This window comes from Vibrio splendidus, from assembly GCF_001557875.1.
Lineage (GTDB): Bacteria > Pseudomonadota > Gammaproteobacteria > Enterobacterales > Vibrionaceae > Vibrio > Vibrio splendidus_F.
The window spans coordinates 1,247,268-1,266,227 of record NZ_LNRF01000001.1 but is presented as its reverse complement, the minus strand read 5'-3'; the positions used below and the strand labels follow the sequence as shown (position 1 = coordinate 1,266,227).

Genomic DNA, 18,960 nt, shown 5'->3' with positions numbered 1-18,960 from the left:
TCTTCGTTCCAGCTTAATCATCTTGATATAAATAGGTGATTGAGCTGGTTCTTATATCTCTAGTTCATCTGCCTGTTATCCTTCGTACCATCCTCTATCGTAAATTTACATTTTCAACTGCAATTGGGCTAACTTTGTATACCTATCAAGGCTTGACTTTGTAGAAACCTTGTCAATTTGGTGAAAACTGTTGCTTATGCTGAGTCATAAAGTGATCAACTGCATATTTCGCGAAGTGAAATAAGCTTGTGTCGGTAAAGTGTTACCTTAATCATCTCGACACTTCACATAACCCTATAGGATAAGGGATTGAATTCAATACGAGTGAGAGAGCTATGCGGTTAGAACAGACTAAATGTGTAATTTTCGATTGTGACGGGACACTCATCGATAGCGAAAAGCTATGTTGCCAAGCCTTGGTGAATGTATTCTCTGGCTTTGGGGCGAAGTTAAACGTTATTGATTGCTATGCCCACTTTCAAGGTGGAAAATTGGCTGACATCTTAATGGATACACAAGAACGTTTAGGGTTATCTATCTCGATTGATACACTTGAACCACTTTATCGCACTGAATTAGAAGCACTGTTCCAACGTCATTTAAAGCCGATGGATGGTGCTATTGAGCTTATTGAATTTCTAAAGAGACAAGACATTGAGTTTTGTATCGCTTCTAATGCACCGAAATCCCGAGTGGAATCTTCTTTAGCAATGACCGGAATGCTCGACGACTTTAAAGGCAAAGTGTTTTCTGCTTTCGATGCTAATAGTTGGAAACCAGAGCCTGATCTTATTATGTACACCGCAATGAATATGGGCTTTCTACCTAATGAGTGCATCTATGTAGATGATACTTTGAAAGGAATTGAGGCGGGTGTTCGTGCGGGTATTCAATCGTTTCGATTACGTCCAAGTATTGATGAAGCAGTCGTAGATCCCGAAGCCGGCTCAACAGAGCTAGCAGTTCAGGATATCTACAGTTTGGAAGAGATTTCGGTTTGGATTAATGGCAAGCACTGCTCAAGTGGTGGTATATCGAATTCTGCAGTTTTGGTGGGGTAGAGCCTAGTGAAAGGCTGATTACCTTACTAAATTGTTTTGTGTGGAAACCACAAGATGCGCAAGTGAACTTTTCTCCACTTTCTGAAAGCAGATATTCGTCGTGTTGGCATAAAGGGCATGTAATATCGTCGGTGTTTGGTGCTTCTGTTTTATTCATTATGTGTCACCTGCAGCAAGAGGGTAAGCGAAAAAGACCCGTTCAATTAGATTACCCCTAAGCTCGAATATTAGACAGTTCTGACACCTCATAATCTCCCCTTTGCGACAAACTTCATGGTAATGATAATAGAATAGTTAAATATTATACAGTTTGCTATACTGGAATGGAGCACCATAACTTCGGACCATCCCGTGAAATCTATTGCTCTGTTATTTACTGTCTTTGCCCTAACGGGATGTAAGCAACAAACTGCTATATCGGATTCTGACGCAACTAACCCCATTCGTAGCGTCAAATACATAACCACTGTCTTTCAATCACATACGCAAACTCGTGAGCTTAGCGGTATAGTGCGCAGTGCACAAACGTCTCCTTTGAGCTTTCAAGTAGGGGGAACGGTCAGTGAGCTTAATGTTTCTAAGGGGCAACGTGTTGAAAAAGGGCAAGTGCTTGCTCGACTTGAAACGAATGATTTGGTGTTTGCGTTACGCAAAGCAAGGGCGTCATTAGGAGCGGCAAAAGTCGCTAGGTTGCAAGCCGAAGACAAGTATCAACGTTCTGCAAAATTGAGTATTAAAGGCTTTGTATCAGAATCTGAGCTGATCGCGATTCGCGCAGACTTAGATGCTAAGCAGCAACAAGAGAACCTCGCTCAAACCGACTTGTTGAATGCTGAGCTGAACTTAGAGCGTGCCAAACTATACGCGCCATTTTCGGGTCAAGTCAGTCAGGTATCTGTTGATGAATTTACTAAGGTCAATTCTGGGCAGAAGATCATCGAGCTGGTTAACGATTTCGTCTACGAAGTTGATTTATTGGTACCGGAGTCATTGATCTCTGAGGTTTATTTCGGCGAAGAAGCTAAGGTTAAAATCCCTGCACTAAATGACGGCCTATTAACTGGCATTGTCTCCGAAATTGGCGCTGTGGTTGAAAGAGGTAATGCGTATTCGGTGACATTACAACTGAGTGAGCCAAAGGTTGAATTGCGAAACGGCATGTCTGCTGAAATTCAGCTCAATATTGGTACTGAAAATCGTGGCGTTGTTTTACTTCCTATCGATTCATTTAACTTCAACGATCGCGATTCAAGCTCAGAGAGAAACAATGCTGCAATCTTTGTAGTGAATCCAGAAAGTCATGTGATTGAAAAACGTTATGTTGAAATTAATCGCAGTGTCAATACTCAAGTTGTCGTGATCGGAAACCTTTTAGAGGGTGAACATGTCGTCACTGCGGGCATTCCTTATCTTTATGAAGGCCAACAAGTCACTTTGTGGGAAGGCTTGTAAGTATCATGCATAAAATTACTGAACTCGCCCTGAAATATCATAGATTTACGCAAGTGTTCTTGGTAATGCTTTTTGTCATAGGCATTAGCACCTTTAAGAATGCGCCAAGCAAAGAAGATCCGGAAATTATAATTCGTAGTGCTGTCGTAATTGCACAATTCCCTGGTATGTCACCAGACCGTATCGAAAAGTTCATCACTAAGCCCTTAGAGCGAGAAATCAAACAGATCCCCGAAGTAACAGAGATAAAGTCCTGGTCACGGACTGGGGTTACACAGATTACCGTTACCGTTCACGATAAGTACTTCGATCTACAGCCTATCTGGGACACGCTTCGAAATCGTATGGACAGTATGAAATCAAGCTTACCAGATGGTACACAAGGTCCTTTTGTTAACGATGAATTTGGTCGTGTTTATTCGTCTACGATTGCTCTTACTGGTGATGCTTTCGATGACCAAGAGTTGAGAAAAACAGCTGAAGCACTACAGGACCGATTAAGTAGCGTTCAAATGGTGTCGCAAGTTGAACTCTATGGCGTTAATGAAGAGCGAATTTGGGTTAACGCACGAAGTGATGCATTGGCCAATGAAAAGTTTCAATTTCGTCAGATCGTATCGGCACTTCAGGCCCGTAATGTTGTGTTACCCGGTGGTTTAATTGAAACAGATACTTTGCAAATCGAGATTGAACCTACAGGCAACTTCAACAGCATAGATGAGATTCTCGATCTTGATTTGATAGAGCGAGAGTCCGGAAACTCGGTTTACTTGAGAGACTTGGCCGACGTTGAGCGTGGTTATGAAAACCCATTTAATACACCCGTTTATTTCAATGGTAGGCGCGCGATTGTCATTGCTGCGTCTATGGCGTCAGGCAGTCAAAGTGATGCTTTTGGTGCTGAAGTCTTGGAGTTTATTGAATCTGCTCAAGCAGAACTGCCGTTAGGTATGAATTTAGAGCTCGCAACTTTTCAACCAGAAAAAGTTGATGAGGCAGTGAGTTCCGCAACCAATAACCTAATGCAAACCATTGGTGTCGTTCTAGCCGTTGTGATGGTGTTTCTCGGTGTAAGAATGGGGTTGATCATTGGCAGTATTGTTCCGTTAACCATACTCCTTACCGTTATTGGGATGTCGATTTGGGGTGTTGGACTGCAAAGGATGTCTATTGCAGCGATCATCATTTCACTCGGCTTGCTGGTGGATAATGGAATCGTAATCGCAGAGTTCATCAAAAGTAAAATGGCTGAAGGTGTCGACCGTGTTGAAGCGGCAGTCTCGGCATCGAAAGCCATGGCAGTTCCGTTGTTAACGTCATCATTGACGACGATATTGGCCTTTATGCCACTGTTATTGGCCCAAGATGTTACCGGAGAGTATCTACGATCTTTGTCACAAGTGATTACTGTAGCGTTATTGTCTTCGTGGTTTCTGTGTTTATTCGCAACGCCGGTTATGTGTGTTTGGTTCATGAAACCAATCAGACAAATAGCACATGACGATAAGAAGCGATCGCTTTCTCGTTTTCATCTAGGCTACCAACGCTTTATCAGTACTATTTTAAACAAGCGCTTAGTCACTTTGGCCGTGGTGCTGAGTATCTTTGCTGCCTCGATCTATAGCTTCAAGTTCGTCACTGTACAGTTCATGCCGGGCTCAGAGCGAAATCAGTATCTCGTGTTTGTCGACCTTCCAGCAGGTACTAAAGTTGAAGAGTCTGAAAGGGTGTCCGCGAGACTTGAAGATTGGTTGTTGGATAACGAACAAAACCCGAACGTCACCAGTACTATTCGATATGTAGGAGACGGTGGGCCGCGCTTTTTCTTAGCACTTTCACCAATCGATAGAGCGCCTAATCGCGTTTTTATGGTTGTTAATACAACAGACTATAAGGCCGCGTTGGCGATGGTTAATAAAACCAACCGTTTTATTGTTGAACAGTTGCCAGAAGCGAGTGGGCAAGCCAAACGAATGTGGTTGGGGGGAACTGAGTTGGGTTTGGTTGAGTACCAAGTGGTGGGTAAAGACATATCGACCATCCAGCATATTGCGAAACAGATTGAGTTAACCTTGCGACAAGTACCCGGCGCCGTTGGAGTCTCAAATGATTGGGAAAACAACGTCCCTAAACTTATTCTCGATATAGATCAAGCTCGAGCGATTCGCGCTGGTGTGAGTAGCCGAGACATAGCCACAAGTTTAGACAGCTACTTGCGTGGTAAAGAGGTCACCAGTTTTAGAGAAAATGAAGATGTGATTCCCGTTATCGTTGGTGCAGAAGATAAAGAGAAAACCATCGACAAGCTCTTTACCAAACAGATCGTGTCTTCCACTAATGGTGAGGCTTTGCCGCTTATTCAATTTGCCACCATTAAAGCAACCAGTGAACCTTCGATCATTCGTCGTTTCGATTTACAAAGAACGGTGACTGTAAGTGTTAAGCATGAAAGCTTACAAGCGAGTGAACTTAACAAGCTGGTTCAACCTAAGCTTTCTCAGATTGAGCTTCCACCGGGCTACCATATAGCGCTAGGTGGGGAACTTAAGGGTGCAAGCAAAGCTAATGGCGCTTTGTTTGGGTATTTGCCCCAGTGCTTCGCTGTGATGATTCTGTTGTTGCTGCTTCAATTCAACTCTATTCGTCGACCGCTGATTATACTGCTGACGATTCCACTGTCTTTGATTGGGGCTGTATCGGGCCTATTGATTACTGGCGCGTATTTCACGTTTCCCGCGATGCTCGGTATTTTCAGCTTAGCGGGGATCATTATTAACAATGGAATTGTGCTGATTGATTGCATTGAACAGAATCGTAATAACGAGATGAGTGTACGTGACGCCATTATTGAAGCTTGTACGAGTCGCTTTAGACCTATTGTTATGACCACGCTAACCACCATACTTGGACTCGTGCCGTTAGCGGTTTCTGGCGGTGAGTTTTGGTATTCAATGTCTATTGTGATGATTTTTGGAATGGTAGTCGGTACTATTCTGACACTCGGTGTAGTGCCTGTGCTTTATAGCTTATTCTTTCGAGAATCAGTGAGAGAACCCAATAAGAGAGGGTTGGTGTTGCCCGCTTACTGAGTCAATTCATTAGTTAAGCTCGCTCTTTGGGTTTACCAATTAGTTAAAGAAAAAGGACTCATTTGAGTCCTTTTTGTGTTGCCATACTTGGTTTTTAGGTGCCATTTGACGAAACAAGACAGATTGAGCTGAATGTTAACCCTAATTAAGTGCGGTATCGCGCCAGCGTTTGAGACAGAGAAACCGACGCTTCTGTTAGTCTAGATACGCCATTTGACGAGTTTTGAGCGACTTCTTTAATCACATCGGATTGGCTGCGAATATCGTTAAGTTCTGCTGCAATCGTGTTGGCAACGTTACTTTGCTCGTCTGCCGAGGTTGCAATCTGAATACTCATGTTCATCAGTGCTTGGGCAGAATCCGCAATAGAGTTTACATCGTGACCAATGTTTGAAATCAAATGGCTACTGGTTTGCGCTTGATCGACTGTCTGTTCGGTGATCTTGGCGATATTCTGGCTCTCTTGCTGCAATCGTTCAATCATCGCTTGGATCTCTACCGTTGCTGACTGAGTGCGACTTGCAAGTGTTCTTACTTCATCAGCAACGACAGCGAAACCACGTCCTTGTTCGCCTGCGCGAGCAGCTTCGATTGCAGCATTTAGAGCAAGTAAGTTCGTTTGTTCTGAAATAGCGTTGATCGTCGTGATGACCTCGTTAATTTGGCTTGTGTTTACATTCAAGCTCGTAACAGAAGAAGAGGTTTGCTCAATTAAAGCGGAAAGAGTTGTGATCTCTGAAATTGCTTGTTGAACCTTCGCGTGGCTATCGTTGATCTGCTGTGCGTCTTGTTCAGTTTGCTCTGTTGAGCGTGCAGAAATGTTAGATACTTCATTCGCTGAAGCCGTCATCTGATCCATTGCAGTAGCAACAGAATCTAAAGATGCGTTCTGGCTCATGATTTGAGTCTCACTGCGCTTCATCTCTGTTTCGAAAGAAGCCGACGTTTCACTTAAGGTCGCTGCACTGTGGTTTACGTTGTTGACTAACTCACTAAGCGTGTCCATTGAGCGGTCAAGAGCACAACCAATCGTTCCAAACTCGTCACGGCCAGGGTGGAAGCCAAGGCGTGATGTTAAGTCACCATCACCAATCTTTTGTGTCGTTGAATAAAGAACCCAAAGTGCGCCACCTAGGAAAGTCGCTACCCAGTAACAAAAAAGACCAAAAGGCACACACCATAAAAAACTGAGTAATAAAGAGTAAAGTGCTTGCTGCTTTTGATTCTGTATATCTTTAATTGAAACGGTAAGTGAGTAGTAGTTACCATCCTGTGCAAGTGCTGTTGCAGTCACCGAACCATTGTTTGAAAGAGAGGTTTTGTGAGGGCTGCTTTGTTGACTAACAGAGCGAAGAGAACCGGGGGAGTCTGACGCTGATAAAATGCCTTGCAGTTGATGTTCAACCTGCTGTTTAGCACTAGTATCGATTTGTTTGATTGTGTTGACGTAGTTGAGGCCAGCAAGACTTGCCACTGCGGCGACAAAGATTAAGAAAATGACCCAAAACTTGTCGTTAATAGACATTTTAATAAACAGGTTGTCTATCGTTCGAAATTGTACTTCTTTCATAAAAACTCCACGGTAAATCCTTTACCGTGGACTCTAAATAACCGACCTTAATAAAAATGTGATATTAATCGACTAATTGTGAAAATTAATGATACCAACATATCGTTTATGAGATCTCAATCAAGTATTTTTGTGCGGTATGGATTTGTTAAGCTAGAGAAGGCAATAGCCCTACTGAAATAAGGACTTGAACCGCAATGATAAACACGCCAACGCTACCTGCTAAAAACAGTGCTTTGCTTCCACCTAACACTTGGTACGTCGCTTCTGGAGCTTGAGGTTTAACTGAGAAGTCAGTGTAACGGACCTTGTATACCATGACTGTCGGTAAAAGAATCGCGAGTACTGAAAGTGCAATGGCTGCATAGCCTAAAGCCATTATGAAACCTTGTGGGTAGAACAGGGCAAAACCTAATGGCGGTAAGAAAGTGATAGCGGCCGTCTTAACACGTTTAGCACTGCCTAGTTTCTTGCTTAACGAATCGCCCATGAATTCAAATAAGCCCAAGCTCACGCCAATAAAAGAAGTCAGCAGTGCAAGATCCGCGAATACACCGACGATGACGCTTAAGTTTGATTGATGAACGGTTTGCGATAGTGATACTAAAAGTGCCCCCAAGCTTGTATCGGACAACAATTGTTCTTGGCTAACCACACCCAAAGTAACACTCTGCCAGAAAACGTAGATAACTAATGGTAGGGCAGAGCCTGCAATCATAACCTTACGTAAAGAACGAACATCGCCGTCTAGGTATCGAACAATAGATGGGATACTGCCGTGGAAGCCAAAAGAAGTAAACACAACGGGAATCGCTGCAACAATCAAACCTTGCTGTAAAGGCATGCTTAATAGGTACTGAGATGTAATGTTTGGTGCTAGGAAGCTGAGTACTAGTACCATTGCAATCAGTTTGAGTCCGAATAAAACACGGTTAACTTTATCAACACTGTGAGTACCAATCGTAACAACGCCGGCAACTAATAGGGTAAATAGTAGTGTGGTGATTTGACCATTGAGTTCGATACCCGCGATATCCGAAATACGTTGGTTAAACTGCGCACCACCGCCCGCGATGTATGCAGCGCATAGCGCGTAAAATAGGAACATAACAGCGAAGCTCGCAATCCATTTACCTTTTGTTCCTAAAATGGTGTGAGCTAAAGTGTGTAGGGTTGCGTCAGATTCTGCAAATTGGTGAAGCTCTACCATTAATAGAGCCGTAAAGGCCATTAATGCCCATAAACCAAGCATCAAGAAAAGTGAAGTTGAAAAGCCAATACCTGCAGAAGCAAGTGGAAGGGCGAGCATGCCAGCACCGATGGTTGTGCCTGCAATGATCAAAGTACTACCAAAAACCTTTGATTTATTCATTGTATATAATTCTTTACGTTAGGGTGTGTTTTGATTGTAATTCTTCTAGCTTAAGCGCATAAACCCAAAGAATATCTCGATTTTGAAGTATTCTGATTGAGTTTAATGCCAAATGCAATGCTTAATGTAATTAAAAATATCCACTGTAAATATATATTTACATCAAAGGGCGTGGCAGCATTCAAATGACCAAAGCAAACGTTTGACTATGATCGGCTTCAAAATTTGTAGAGTAATTTGTTGTACTTGGTGTAAGGTGGCAGTACATATGTCGTTCGCGTATACCCCTTTAGCGTAAAAAGCGCTAATGATCGCGAGTAGCTTCAAGCTATAAATATGGATCGGGTAGAGTAGAGTGCTTTCATCAAAGTGACATAATATAAGTCCAAGATGGTGCACTAGTTAATCGGACATCATGTCCACACTAAGGAATAGAGGGGGCACTATGAGTGACCAATCTTACAATGACGAAAGTCTTGAGTTGTTAGATGCTATGGAAATTGGCATCGATTTATCTGACTATGAACAGACGGTTAAACAATTAGCAGAAGAACTTTTTAAGTCTTCAAACTAGGTGTCACCTGAACTAAAGGTTTCTGTAGTTCAACGTTCTCAAATTAAACAATTCTTAAACTGAGCAAATCTCATTCGCTCACACGTCATAACAAAACTATCCTCATTAAAGTTCGCGAAGATAAACGAGTACGTTTACCATGTTACTTAGTTCTCGATACTTTAATGAGGTTCAATGAACTTTCTCGCACACCTTCACATCGCCAAGCACTGTAACAGCAACTTAGCAGGTAACCTGTTGGGTGATTTTGTTAAAGGCGACCCCAATAAACAGTATTCGGATTCACTTTCTGACGGCATTAGGCTTCATCGATTTGTTGATAGCTATACTGATCGCCATGATGTATCTCGTTCTGCTAAATCGCTGTTCTCAGACCAAACACGCCGCTTTGCGCCTATCGCACTTGATGTATTTTGGGATCACTGCTTAGCCAATCATTGGGCTCAGTTCTCGCAGCAGACATTAGAGCGTTTTTGTTTAGATAGCCATCAACAGATCTTTGAACATCAAGAGCTGAACTGGCCTGAGAATTTCATTATGATGCATCAAAAAATGGCAGAACAACGTTGGTTGGAAAGCTATCAAGACATGTCGTCTATAGAGGTGGTATTACAGCGAATGGCGCTGAGAAGGCCCAAGCTCGGTATGCTCGAAGCATGTTACGATGATCTCGAACGTCATTATAATACGTTACAGTGTCACTTTAATGAGCTTTATCCCAACGTTTTAGAAGAAGCGAAGCAGTTTAATGCGCTTCAAATGAAGAAAAATCAAAAGGAAAGGTAAACAGCGTAATGCAGGTTTGCTACAATCCGCGCCTATTTAATCTTTGAGCATCATACTATGTCTGAATCTACAAAATCTTTTAACCAACTAGGATTATCTGAGCATCTTCTTGCCACACTGTCTGAGCTTAATTTTACGGCTCCTACCAATGTTCAAGAACAAGCGATTCCATTGGTATTAGAAGGCAAAGATGTAATGGCTGGTGCTCAAACGGGTACAGGTAAAACGGCTGCATTTGGTTTACCGATTATTCAAAGATTAATCGAGACGAAAGACAACGTTATTCCGAATCCTAAGCTCGTTCGTGCGCTTGTGTTAGTACCAACCCGTGAATTGGCACAACAGGTTTTCGATAACTTAACTAGCTACGCAAAGGGCACCGACATTAAAGTCGTGGTGGCTTACGGCGGCGTTAGCATGAAGGTTCAAACTGATAACCTACGCGGTGGCGCAGATATTCTTGTCGCGACGCCTGGTCGCCTTATTGATCACATGTTCACTAGAAACATCATGTTGAACCAAACGGAAGTACTGGTACTGGATGAAGCAGACCGTATGTTAGATATGGGTTTCATGCCTGACATCAAGCGTATTCTTTCTCGCATGAACGAAGTGCGTCAAACGCTGTTCTTCTCTGCAACGTTTGATAACAAAATCAAAGCGATTGCACACCGTATGATGCAGAAGCCAAGTGAAATTCAAGTTACGCCAAAAAACAGCACCGCTGAAACCGTAACACAGATGGTTTACCCGGTAGATAAGTCGCGTAAAAGTGAACTATTGGCGTATTTAATTGGCTCAAAAAACTGGCAACAAGTGTTGGTGTTCACAAAGACTAAACAGGGCACTGATGCTCTCGTTAAAGAGCTTAAGTTAGACGGCATTAAAGCGGCATCAATCAATGGCGATAAGAGCCAGGGTGCGCGTCAAAAAGCACTGGACGATTTCAAGTCAGGTAAGGTTCGTGCGTTGATCGCAACCGACGTGGCAGCTCGTGGTATCGATATTCAGCAGCTAGAACAAGTTGTGAACTATGATATGCCATTCAAAGCAGAAGATTACGTTCACCGTATCGGACGAACTGGTCGTGCGGGCAACAGTGGTCTAGCTATCTCTTTGATGAGTCAGGACGAAGCTTACCTATTGGGTGATATTGAGCGATTACTTGATACGCGCTTGCCTCAAGAGTGGCTAGAGGGCTTTGAACCAAGCTTAGAAAAAGATCTAGCGCCCGATCGCGGTGGTCGCAGCAAGAGCCGCTCATCAGAAAAGCGTAAGATGAAAGCAAAGCTTAAGATTCATCAAAACCGTGGTAAAGCGAAAGCACGTCGCTAATTCTTTTGGTGGTTGATGCTTATCGCGTTATTGACGCGAAGACATCAATCTAATCCAATATAAAAATGCCCCATTACTGTCATTCAGTAATGGGGCATTTTCGTATTAAGTATTAAGTATTAAGCATTGAATTTGAAGCAGCGTGTTTAGTGTTTACTTTGCTCGTGTTCGCACTTCCACACGCAAGGTACTTCATAAACTAGCTCTTCAATCGAACTTGGATTCAATACCCATTCATCACTGATATTGAACGTATTGATCATTTGCGTGTTGAAAAGTTGCCAATGCTTTAACAACGCTTCTTCCGGTGTCGATTGCATGTCACCTTCATTCCATGTGCTTTCCATGAAAGGGGTTAGGCATACCGCTCCGTGTGCATACATAATCATTTGCCATTTAATTTCATAAATGTTGATCAAGTTATCTGGGTTCGCATCATTATATTCTTCTGCCAACATATTGATTTCTTTTTCGACATCACCAACATTGTCGATAAAGTAATCGACCAAGTTGTCTTTTTGGCGCACAGAGTCAGTGATAAGTTGCATTGGCTTACGTGAATGAATCATGTTGCTAAAGAGGCGCATGCTAAATAGATAAATAGTAATACTAGGCGCAACACCTTTTGGTAGCTCTTCCATGATTTTAGCAATGTAAGACTGAAAATATTCGTGTAAACAATCGCTTATGGAGTGCCAGATCTTTTCTTTACTACCAAAGTGATGGCGAATAAGGCTATGCGAGACGCCGGCTTTTTCACTGATGTTTCGCAGTGAAACGCTATCATAACCATGCTCACAGAACATTTCCGCAGCAACACTCATGATCAAAAATCGAGTCTCTTCGGCGTCTTTGGCGCTTCTTCTACCTTGTTTCTTTTCTGTCATCTTCATTTCACATAATTGCCTGATTACCACATTCTACACTGTTTTTACTGAAATAAAAAATACTGCACAAGTGGAAAGTAAAGCTTGAGAATTCTTTAATATTAAATATACTGCCCACCTGTGTAATAAATCATAATAATTAAATGGAGAGGCATCATGCATTCCAATTTGTCTATCAATGCCATATCGAGCAAGCGCATGGTAGCTGTTATTGCAGCATTATTGCTCGCAGGCTCTCTAACTGGATGTGACAAAGTTCAGTCAGAGGAAAATGAGCAAGTAATCAAGCCAGTCAAGCTGTTCGAAATCCCGCAACAGACTGATATTGATCTTGATAGCTTCATTGCAAAGGTTGATGCAACTGACCGTGCGGCACTTTCTTTTCAAGTCGGTGGTGATATAGAAACCTTCGATGTTCGTATGGGACAAGAAGTGAAGAAAGGACAGGTGCTAGCCGTATTAGATTCGACGGATTACCGCATTGCCGTTGATGCCGCTCAAGCTAAATTTGATCTGGCGAACAGCCAATACAAACAAGCTTCTGAGTTGTATACGAAAAAGCTGGTCAGTGCCGATTACTACGACCAAGCCGTGAACACCTTTACTGCCGCTGAAGTTGAGCTGGACCAAGCAAACACAAACCTTGGCTACACTACCTTAGTTGCACCATTCGATGGCGTGGTATCGATGGTGTTTGGAAAGCAATATCAATTGATCGCAGAAAAGCAGCCTGTACTGAATATCTTGAATCACAGTGAAATGGATGTGACGTTTTCAATTCCAGTATCAAAGCTTGAAGACCGTTCCATTCAAGACCTAACAAGTTCAAACATGTGGGTTGTGATGGACAGCCACCGCGGCATTCGTATCCCGACTCGCTTCAAAGAAATCTCAACGCAACCAGATGAAGATACCAACAGCTACCAAGCGGTTGTGTCTATCGAAAAGCCAGAAGGCATCAATCTACTTTCTGGCATGACAGCGCAAGTTGAAGTTCAGAAAAATAAATCTGACTACGGCATTGGCATTATGGATTCAGCTTGGCTAAACAAAGACGCGGATCATGGTGAACTATGGCGCTATAACCCTGACTCTCAATTGATTTCTAAAGTACGAGTCCTTCTTGATGAGCAAGGTAAAGTCATCGACGGATTGTCGTCTGGCGACCTTATCGTTGAAGCAGGTGTGGATGTGTTATCAGATGGACAGCAAGTAAAAGCTTGGCTTCGTGAGGGCGGTATTTAATGAACCTTTCAAAATTATCAGTTGTTGTTGCGTCGGCGTTGTTACTTCAAGCCTGTAACAATGAAGCTGTACACCGAGAACAACCGCCTTTGTTGGTTTCTACCTTTGACGTTGGCGCACCGCTGACTGATCAGTTCAGAAGCTTTAATGGACAGGTGATGCCAGCTGAATTGACTCCTTTGGCATTTAAGCTAGCTGGCGAAATTCAACAAGTATTAGTAGAAGCGGGCGATAACGTTGAAAAAGGGCAGTTATTAGCCACCATAGATAACGCAACGTACCTCCAAGATCTTACTGATGCTAAATCTCAATTCAAACTGGCGAGCAAACAGTTGGCTCGTGGTACAGAGATGTTTGGCAGCGAGATGTTATCGCAATCAGAACACGACCAACTGACGGCTAACTACAAGCTAGCATCGGCGAATTTGGCGGCGGCAAAACGCAAGCTTAGTTACACAGAGCTATTATCGCCATTCTCAGGAACAGTTTCGACTGTCGATAAGCAACGATTCGAAAACACAACGCCTGGAGAAACACTACTGAGTGTGTATCAAAACGATAAGGTGTATGTGCGAATTCAAATATCAGATTCGATCTTGGCATCAATTAGCCCAGACATGCGTTCAAATAACTATCGTCCTCAGGCGACGTTTGGCGGTCACACTGGCCAATATCCACTGACGTATCTAGAACACACGAGTGAACTGCACCCACAATCACGTACCTATGAATTTTGGATGCAGATGCAGCAGCCTGAAAGCGAAATTCTGCCGGGCACGAGCGTTACGGTCAATGTGGACATGGCGCAAGCGGGCCTGAGCGATGTTCAAGGCTACCAGTTACCAATGACAACACTAGAAGCGGGCTCTGACGCTAATCAGTTTTATGTGTGGAAAATGGAAGACGGACAAGCATTCAAAAGCGAAGTAGAAGTCGACAAGATCAGTGGTCAAGGCGCATTAATCGCTCATGGTGTTGAGCAAGGTGACCGACTCGTAAACTCGAATCTAAGAAAACTCCGTGACGGAATCCAATTGTCAGGAAAAGCAGAATGAACATTGCAGAATATTCAATAAAAAACAAAGTAATCAGCTGGCTGTTTCTAGTCATTTTGGTTATTGGCGGTGTGTCGTCTTTTGGCAACCTATCCCGTTTAGAAGACCCAGCTTTTACCATTAAAGATGCCATGATTATTTCAACTTACCCTGGCGCTACGTCAATGGAAGTTGAAGAGGAGTTGACGTATCCACTCGAAAAAGAGATACGACAGTTGCCTTATATCGACAAAATCACCTCAACGTCGTCGAATGGTATGTCTCAAATTATGGTTAGCATGAAGATGGACTATGGCCCGGACGAGCTACCTCAAATCTGGGATGAAATGCGTCGAAAGATCAACGACCTACAGCCAACGCTACCTAGTGGTGTTAACTCTGTTCAGATCATCGATGATTTTGGTGATGTGTTTGGCGTGATGATCATGCTAACGGGGGATGGATACGATTACGTAGAGCTCAAACAGTATGCTGATTATCTAACACGCGAAATCGAACTGGTTGACGGTGTAGGCAAAGTAAGTATTGCAGGCGACCAACAAGAGCAATTATTCGTTGAGATGTCACTTGAGCGTTTAGCGGCGTTAAACCTAGACATGTCGACAGTGACATCATTGCTCGCACAGCAAAACAGTGTGGTATCGGCAGGCGAGGTAATGCTCAACGGTCAAAGCCTAACCATCAAACCTAACGGCACGCTGAGCACGGTTGAAGAGTTAGAAAACCTGATCATTCATGGTCGTGATACGGGTAACCTCATTCGTTTGAAAGATGTCGCTGAAGTGACTCGCGGTATTCAAGAAAAGCCGGGCAATGTATTAACGTACAATGGTAAACCAGCGATCAACTTAGGTATTGCGTTCTCTTCAGGCGTAAACGTGGTTGAGGTTGGTAATGCGCTTGATGCGGAACTTGATCGCTTAGAAAGCATTAAGCCAGCTGGTGTAGAGTTGAATTACTTCTACAACCAAGCGCAAGAAGTAGACAAATCAGTAGCTGACTTCTTAATCAGCCTAGTTGAAGCTGTGGCAATTGTTATCATAGTACTTCTGTTCGCGATGGGCTTACGCAGTGGCTTGATCATCGGTTTAGTGTTGTTACTGACAGTGTTCGGTACGTTTATCTTGATGGACTACAACGAAGTAGAACTGCACCGTATCTCGCTAGGTGCTTTGATTATCGCACTGGGTATGCTGGTTGATAACGCGATTGTTGTCGTTGAAGGAATTTTGGTTGGCTTGCAGAAAGGCAAAACCAAGCTTCAAGCAGCGAAAGACATCGTGAAACAAACACAATGGCCACTGTTAGGTGCGACCATTATCGCTATTACAGCGTTTGCACCGATTGGTTTGTCGAAAGATGCGACAGGCGAGTTCATGGGTTCGTTGTTCTGGGTACTGTGTTTCTCACTGTTTTTGAGTTGGGTAACGGCGCTAACGCTGACGCCATTCCTTGCTGAGATGTTGCTTAAAGAAGAAGACAAGGTCGATGAAAACGAAGATCCTTACAAAGGCATCCTGTTTGTTATATTCGGTGCGAGTCTGAAAGTAGCACTTCGATTTAGATGGCTTACCATAGTAAGTATGGTTGCGCTATTGGCGGTTTCTGTGGTCGGTTTTGGTATGGTGAAGCAGCAGTTCTTCCCACCATCAAACACGCCCATGTTTTACGTAGATATGTGGATGCCAGAAGGCACCGATGTTCGAGAAACGATCAAGCAAACAGAAAAAGTTGAAAGCTACATTCGTCAGCAAGATGACGTTGAGTTTGTTACAACCACGGTAGGACAGGGCATGCAACGTTTTGCGCTGACATATCAACCGGAGAAAAGTTACGAAGCGTACAGTCAACTGCAGGTACGAACGACTGACCGAGACGCTATGTTTAAAGTCCTCGAAGGGCTAGATAAGGACTTGGCCAACAAATTTGAACAACCTACGTTCCAATTTAAACTGATTGAATTTGGCCCGTCGCCAGCTTCAAAAATCGAAGCTCGTATTAGCGGTGCAGACCCACACATCCTTCGCAGCATCGCTGTTGAGGTAGAAGATATATTGTTGGCGGATCCTGGTTCTCGAAATGTGCGTCACGACTGGCGTGAACGCACCAAAGAGCTAGTGCCACTGTTTAATGAATCAAAGGCACGTCGCCTTGGTATTTCAAAGACGGATCTGTCTGAGACACTACAGATGGCGTTTAGTGGTTACAACATCGGCTTACTGCGTGATGGTACGCATATGTTACCTATCGTGGCACGCCTGCCTGAAGAAGAGCGTTTTGACTTTGAATCACTGAACAATGTGAAGATTTGGAGCCCATCACTGCAAACCTATATTCCTGTAGAACAAGTGATCGATGGGGTTGAGCTTCAATGGTCTGAGCCACTGATTCAACGTCGTGACCGAAAGCGTACGTTAACGGTTCTGGCTGATCACGATGTATTAGGTGATGAAACGCCGGCTAGCTTGTTTGCTCGCGTAAAACCAAAGGTTGAAGCACTCGATTTACCAGTAGGTTACAACATTAGTTGGGGCGGTGAGTACGAAAGTTCGAAAGATGCACAAGAATCTCTATTTGGTTCACTTCCAATGGGTTACTTGCTGATGTTTATCATCACTATGCTTCTGTTTAACTCGGTTCGTAAGCCACTAGTGATTTGGTTTACGGTACCACTCTCCATCATTGGTGTTTCGATTGGTCTGTTAGGTACTAATATGCCATTCAGTTTCACTGCTTTCCTAGGCCTATTAAGTCTAAGTGGCATGATTTTGAAGAACGGTATCGTCTTACTTGACCAGATCAACAGTGAGTTACAAACAGGTAAAGACCCATATTTAGCGGTTGTCGACAGTGCGATCAGTCGTGTGCGACCGGTATCTATGGCAGCCTTAACAACTATCTTGGGCATGATTCCTTTGGTCTTCGATGCATTTTTCGGCTCGATGGCGATTACCATCATGGCAGGCTTAGGCTTTGCTACCGTACTAACGCTAATAGTAGTACCAGTGATGTTCGCCATTCTATATAGAATCAAACCGTCCACTGCGGGTTATTAGGGATTGATATAAAAAGATTCTTTTAAGCCAGCCCAGTCAATTTTGACTGGGCTTTTTTATGCACATTATTTGGCGATACAAGACCATTCTAGAGCACAACCTCAGCGAGCGTGCTCACTAATTGATGGGTATTAAAAAGCCGCTAACCAATGGTAAAGCGGCTTTGTGCGGTATATAGGGCAGTTCTAGATTGCAACGCGTATGTCCAACTCAATCGGTTTTGGCATGGCTAAGTGATAGCCTTGATACATATCGAAGCCTAAGCTCTGCATCGCTTCGAGTTGTTGTTGGGTTTCTATGCCTTCAATGACCGTTTTCGCGCCAATTTGCTTTGCAAGATCGAGTACTAACTCCATTTCGCGAGGGTCACCGTTTTCAAAATCCAACATTACTGAACGATCAATCTTGATGATATGAGGATTAATATGACGAACACGCTGCTCTGTTGATGCTTGTGTTCCAAAATCATCGACTGCGATTTGAAAACCATTCTCCGCAAGAGAGAGAGCTGCATCTTTCAAGCGCTCTTCACTTTCGGCATTCAGCTCTACCAATTCCATCACGATCTGTTCACATGAAAGATTCAACTCATGAAGGCGTTTTGCTAGAAGGCTGTCACTTACTTTTTCAGCAGCAAATAACTCACCAACGTTTGGAAGAACGTTCAAAAATAGGTGCAAATGACGAATAGATGACTGTGCAAAGTTACGAATGTGTATAGCGCGACTCAATCTCTCTACATTGATCTTGTCAGTGCATGAAGTGTCATCGGAATGGAAGAAGTGATCAGGACGAACAATATCCCCTTTGCTATTCGAAATACGCACCAAAGCCTCTACGCCTATCTGAGTCATTGAATCGTCAAATACAGGTTGATAGACACTTCTAAGTGTTAAGTCTTGATATTTCGCAATAAACTGCATATCGGCATCCACAGATATACAGCTAATAAATTCACTTCTGTCTGATAAAATCATAGTCGCTAATAAAGGTGTTTATTTAGTGACGAAAATATACGTCATGGCTGTCACAATATTGACAGGTGTTAGTAAATTGTCAATTAATAAAAACTCATTTGCAGGGTCAATATTTAAATAAATATAATTAACGAAAAATCAGCATGATAAATGATATCAATCATTATTGTAACTTATCACTTGTTGGGTTTGATAGTTGCTGTGAATTTAATGGCTGAGTAACATCTCACATATCGCTCCCAACCAATATAAAGCTAGAGCGGCGATACACCAGCGAAAAGTAGGGTTAAAGGCTTAGATTATGGGTAAATGTCAAAGTTAGAAAATAAAGATACTTGTTGGGTTACATAGAAGTGATATCTATCTCGCAAAATAGATAGGATCAGAAAAATACTCATTAATAATTTAAATTAGAACGTTCGAATAATTAATGAACAACGAAAGGACGGTTTTTATAAAAATTGAGATAAAGGTCTAAAAATTTCTTTCAATATTGAATGA

General features: G+C 42.9%; 13 protein-coding genes. 9 read left to right on the top strand and 4 right to left on the bottom strand.

Features of this window, described 5'->3' with window-relative positions; all coding sequences use genetic code 11:
• The first annotated feature begins 335 nt into the window (after positions 1-335).
• The 3 genes from ATB74_RS05415 to ATB74_RS05405 all read left to right on the top strand — a co-directional run bounded on the left by ATB74_RS05415 (position 336) and on the right by ATB74_RS05405 (position 5,602).
• Entirely contained in the window at positions 336-1,061 is a 726-nt protein-coding gene (locus tag ATB74_RS05415; protein WP_060981369.1) for an HAD-IA family hydrolase, read from the top strand.
• Positions 1,062-1,412: 351 nt separating this feature from the next.
• Entirely contained in the window at positions 1,413-2,513 is a 1,101-nt protein-coding gene (locus ATB74_RS05410; protein WP_061017053.1) for an efflux RND transporter periplasmic adaptor subunit, read from the top strand.
• Between the two features lie 5 nt (positions 2,514-2,518).
• Positions 2,519-5,602 carry an efflux RND transporter permease subunit gene (locus ATB74_RS05405; RefSeq protein WP_061017051.1) on the top strand — a complete coding sequence of 1,028 codons (3,084 nt, stop codon included), beginning with the start codon at positions 2,519-2,521 and terminating at the stop codon, positions 5,600-5,602.
• Positions 5,603-5,747: 145 nt separating this feature from the next.
• Here the strand turns inward: ATB74_RS05405 and ATB74_RS05400 are convergent, their stop codons facing one another.
• Positions 5,748-7,172 (bottom strand): methyl-accepting chemotaxis protein, encoded by a 1,425-nt coding sequence (locus ATB74_RS05400; protein ID WP_061017047.1) that lies wholly within the window; start codon positions 7,170-7,172, stop codon positions 5,748-5,750.
• A 148-nt stretch (positions 7,173-7,320) separates the two neighbouring features.
• On the bottom strand, positions 7,321-8,544 hold the full coding sequence (locus ATB74_RS05395; RefSeq protein ID WP_061017045.1) for an aromatic amino acid transport family protein: 1,224 nt from the start codon (positions 8,542-8,544) through the stop codon (positions 7,321-7,323).
• Between the two features lie 445 nt (positions 8,545-8,989).
• Between ATB74_RS05395 and ATB74_RS24470 the strand changes: the two genes are divergently transcribed.
• The 3 genes from ATB74_RS24470 to ATB74_RS05385 all read left to right on the top strand — a co-directional run bounded on the left by ATB74_RS24470 (position 8,990) and on the right by ATB74_RS05385 (position 11,239).
• The gene (locus ATB74_RS24470; RefSeq protein ID WP_017059831.1) at positions 8,990-9,118 is read left to right on the top strand and encodes a hypothetical protein; all 129 of its coding nucleotides are present in this window, start codon (positions 8,990-8,992) and stop codon (positions 9,116-9,118) included.
• 174 nt (positions 9,119-9,292) lie between these two features.
• Entirely contained in the window at positions 9,293-9,904 is a 612-nt protein-coding gene (locus ATB74_RS05390; RefSeq protein WP_061017043.1) for an ACP phosphodiesterase, read from the top strand.
• A 57-nt stretch (positions 9,905-9,961) separates the two neighbouring features.
• Entirely contained in the window at positions 9,962-11,239 is a 1,278-nt protein-coding gene (locus ATB74_RS05385; protein ID WP_061017041.1) for a DEAD/DEAH box helicase, read from the top strand.
• Between the two features lie 146 nt (positions 11,240-11,385).
• On the opposite strand, the gene ATB74_RS05380 is transcribed toward ATB74_RS05385, so the two are convergent.
• Positions 11,386-12,132 (bottom strand): TetR/AcrR family transcriptional regulator, encoded by a 747-nt coding sequence (locus ATB74_RS05380; protein WP_061017040.1) that lies wholly within the window; start codon positions 12,130-12,132, stop codon positions 11,386-11,388.
• A 150-nt stretch (positions 12,133-12,282) separates the two neighbouring features.
• On the opposite strand from ATB74_RS05380, the gene ATB74_RS05375 reads away from it, so the two are divergent.
• Genes ATB74_RS05375 through ATB74_RS05365 form a run of 3 tightly spaced genes read left to right on the top strand, consistent with a single transcriptional unit; the run spans position 12,283 to position 17,482 of the window.
• Positions 12,283-13,371 (top strand): efflux RND transporter periplasmic adaptor subunit, encoded by a 1,089-nt coding sequence (locus tag ATB74_RS05375; RefSeq protein ID WP_061017038.1) that lies wholly within the window; start codon positions 12,283-12,285, stop codon positions 13,369-13,371.
• Entirely contained in the window at positions 13,371-14,426 is a 1,056-nt protein-coding gene (locus ATB74_RS05370; RefSeq protein WP_060981360.1) for an efflux RND transporter periplasmic adaptor subunit, read from the top strand. Before ATB74_RS05375 ends, ATB74_RS05370 begins: the two co-directional genes overlap by 1 nt.
• Positions 14,423-17,482, top strand: a complete 3,060-nt coding sequence (locus ATB74_RS05365; RefSeq protein WP_061017036.1) for an efflux RND transporter permease subunit — start codon at positions 14,423-14,425, stop codon at positions 17,480-17,482. The genes ATB74_RS05370 and ATB74_RS05365 overlap by 4 nt, the downstream gene beginning before the upstream one ends.
• A gap of 185 nt (positions 17,483-17,667) precedes the next feature.
• Here ATB74_RS05365 and ATB74_RS05360 read toward each other — a convergent pair whose 3' ends face one another.
• Positions 17,668-18,405, bottom strand: coding sequence for an EAL domain-containing protein (locus ATB74_RS05360; RefSeq protein ID WP_081090060.1), 738 nt, complete (start codon positions 18,403-18,405; stop codon positions 17,668-17,670).
• Between the last annotated feature and the right edge of the window lie 555 nt (positions 18,406-18,960).

Coding starts and splice junctions, on each gene's coding strand:
- ATB74_RS05415 (WP_060981369.1), top strand. CDS start 336: ATGCGGTTAGAACAGACTAAATGTGTAATTTTCGATTGTGACGGGACA.
- ATB74_RS05405 (WP_061017051.1), top strand. CDS start 2,519: ATGCATAAAATTACTGAACTCGCCCTGAAATATCATAGATTTACGCAA.
- ATB74_RS05400 (WP_061017047.1), bottom strand. CDS start 7,172: ATGAAAGAAGTACAATTTCGAACGATAGACAACCTGTTTATTAAAATG.
- ATB74_RS05395 (WP_061017045.1), bottom strand. CDS start 8,544: ATGAATAAATCAAAGGTTTTTGGTAGTACTTTGATCATTGCAGGCACA.
- ATB74_RS24470 (WP_017059831.1), top strand. CDS start 8,990: ATGAGTGACCAATCTTACAATGACGAAAGTCTTGAGTTGTTAGATGCT.
- ATB74_RS05390 (WP_061017043.1), top strand. CDS start 9,293: ATGAACTTTCTCGCACACCTTCACATCGCCAAGCACTGTAACAGCAAC.
- ATB74_RS05385 (WP_061017041.1), top strand. CDS start 9,962: ATGTCTGAATCTACAAAATCTTTTAACCAACTAGGATTATCTGAGCAT.
- ATB74_RS05380 (WP_061017040.1), bottom strand. CDS start 12,132: ATGAAGATGACAGAAAAGAAACAAGGTAGAAGAAGCGCCAAAGACGCC.
- ATB74_RS05375 (WP_061017038.1), top strand. CDS start 12,283: ATGCATTCCAATTTGTCTATCAATGCCATATCGAGCAAGCGCATGGTA.
- ATB74_RS05370 (WP_060981360.1), top strand. CDS start 13,371: ATGAACCTTTCAAAATTATCAGTTGTTGTTGCGTCGGCGTTGTTACTT.
- ATB74_RS05365 (WP_061017036.1), top strand. CDS start 14,423: ATGAACATTGCAGAATATTCAATAAAAAACAAAGTAATCAGCTGGCTG.
- ATB74_RS05360 (WP_081090060.1), bottom strand. CDS start 18,405: ATGCAGTTTATTGCGAAATATCAAGACTTAACACTTAGAAGTGTCTAT.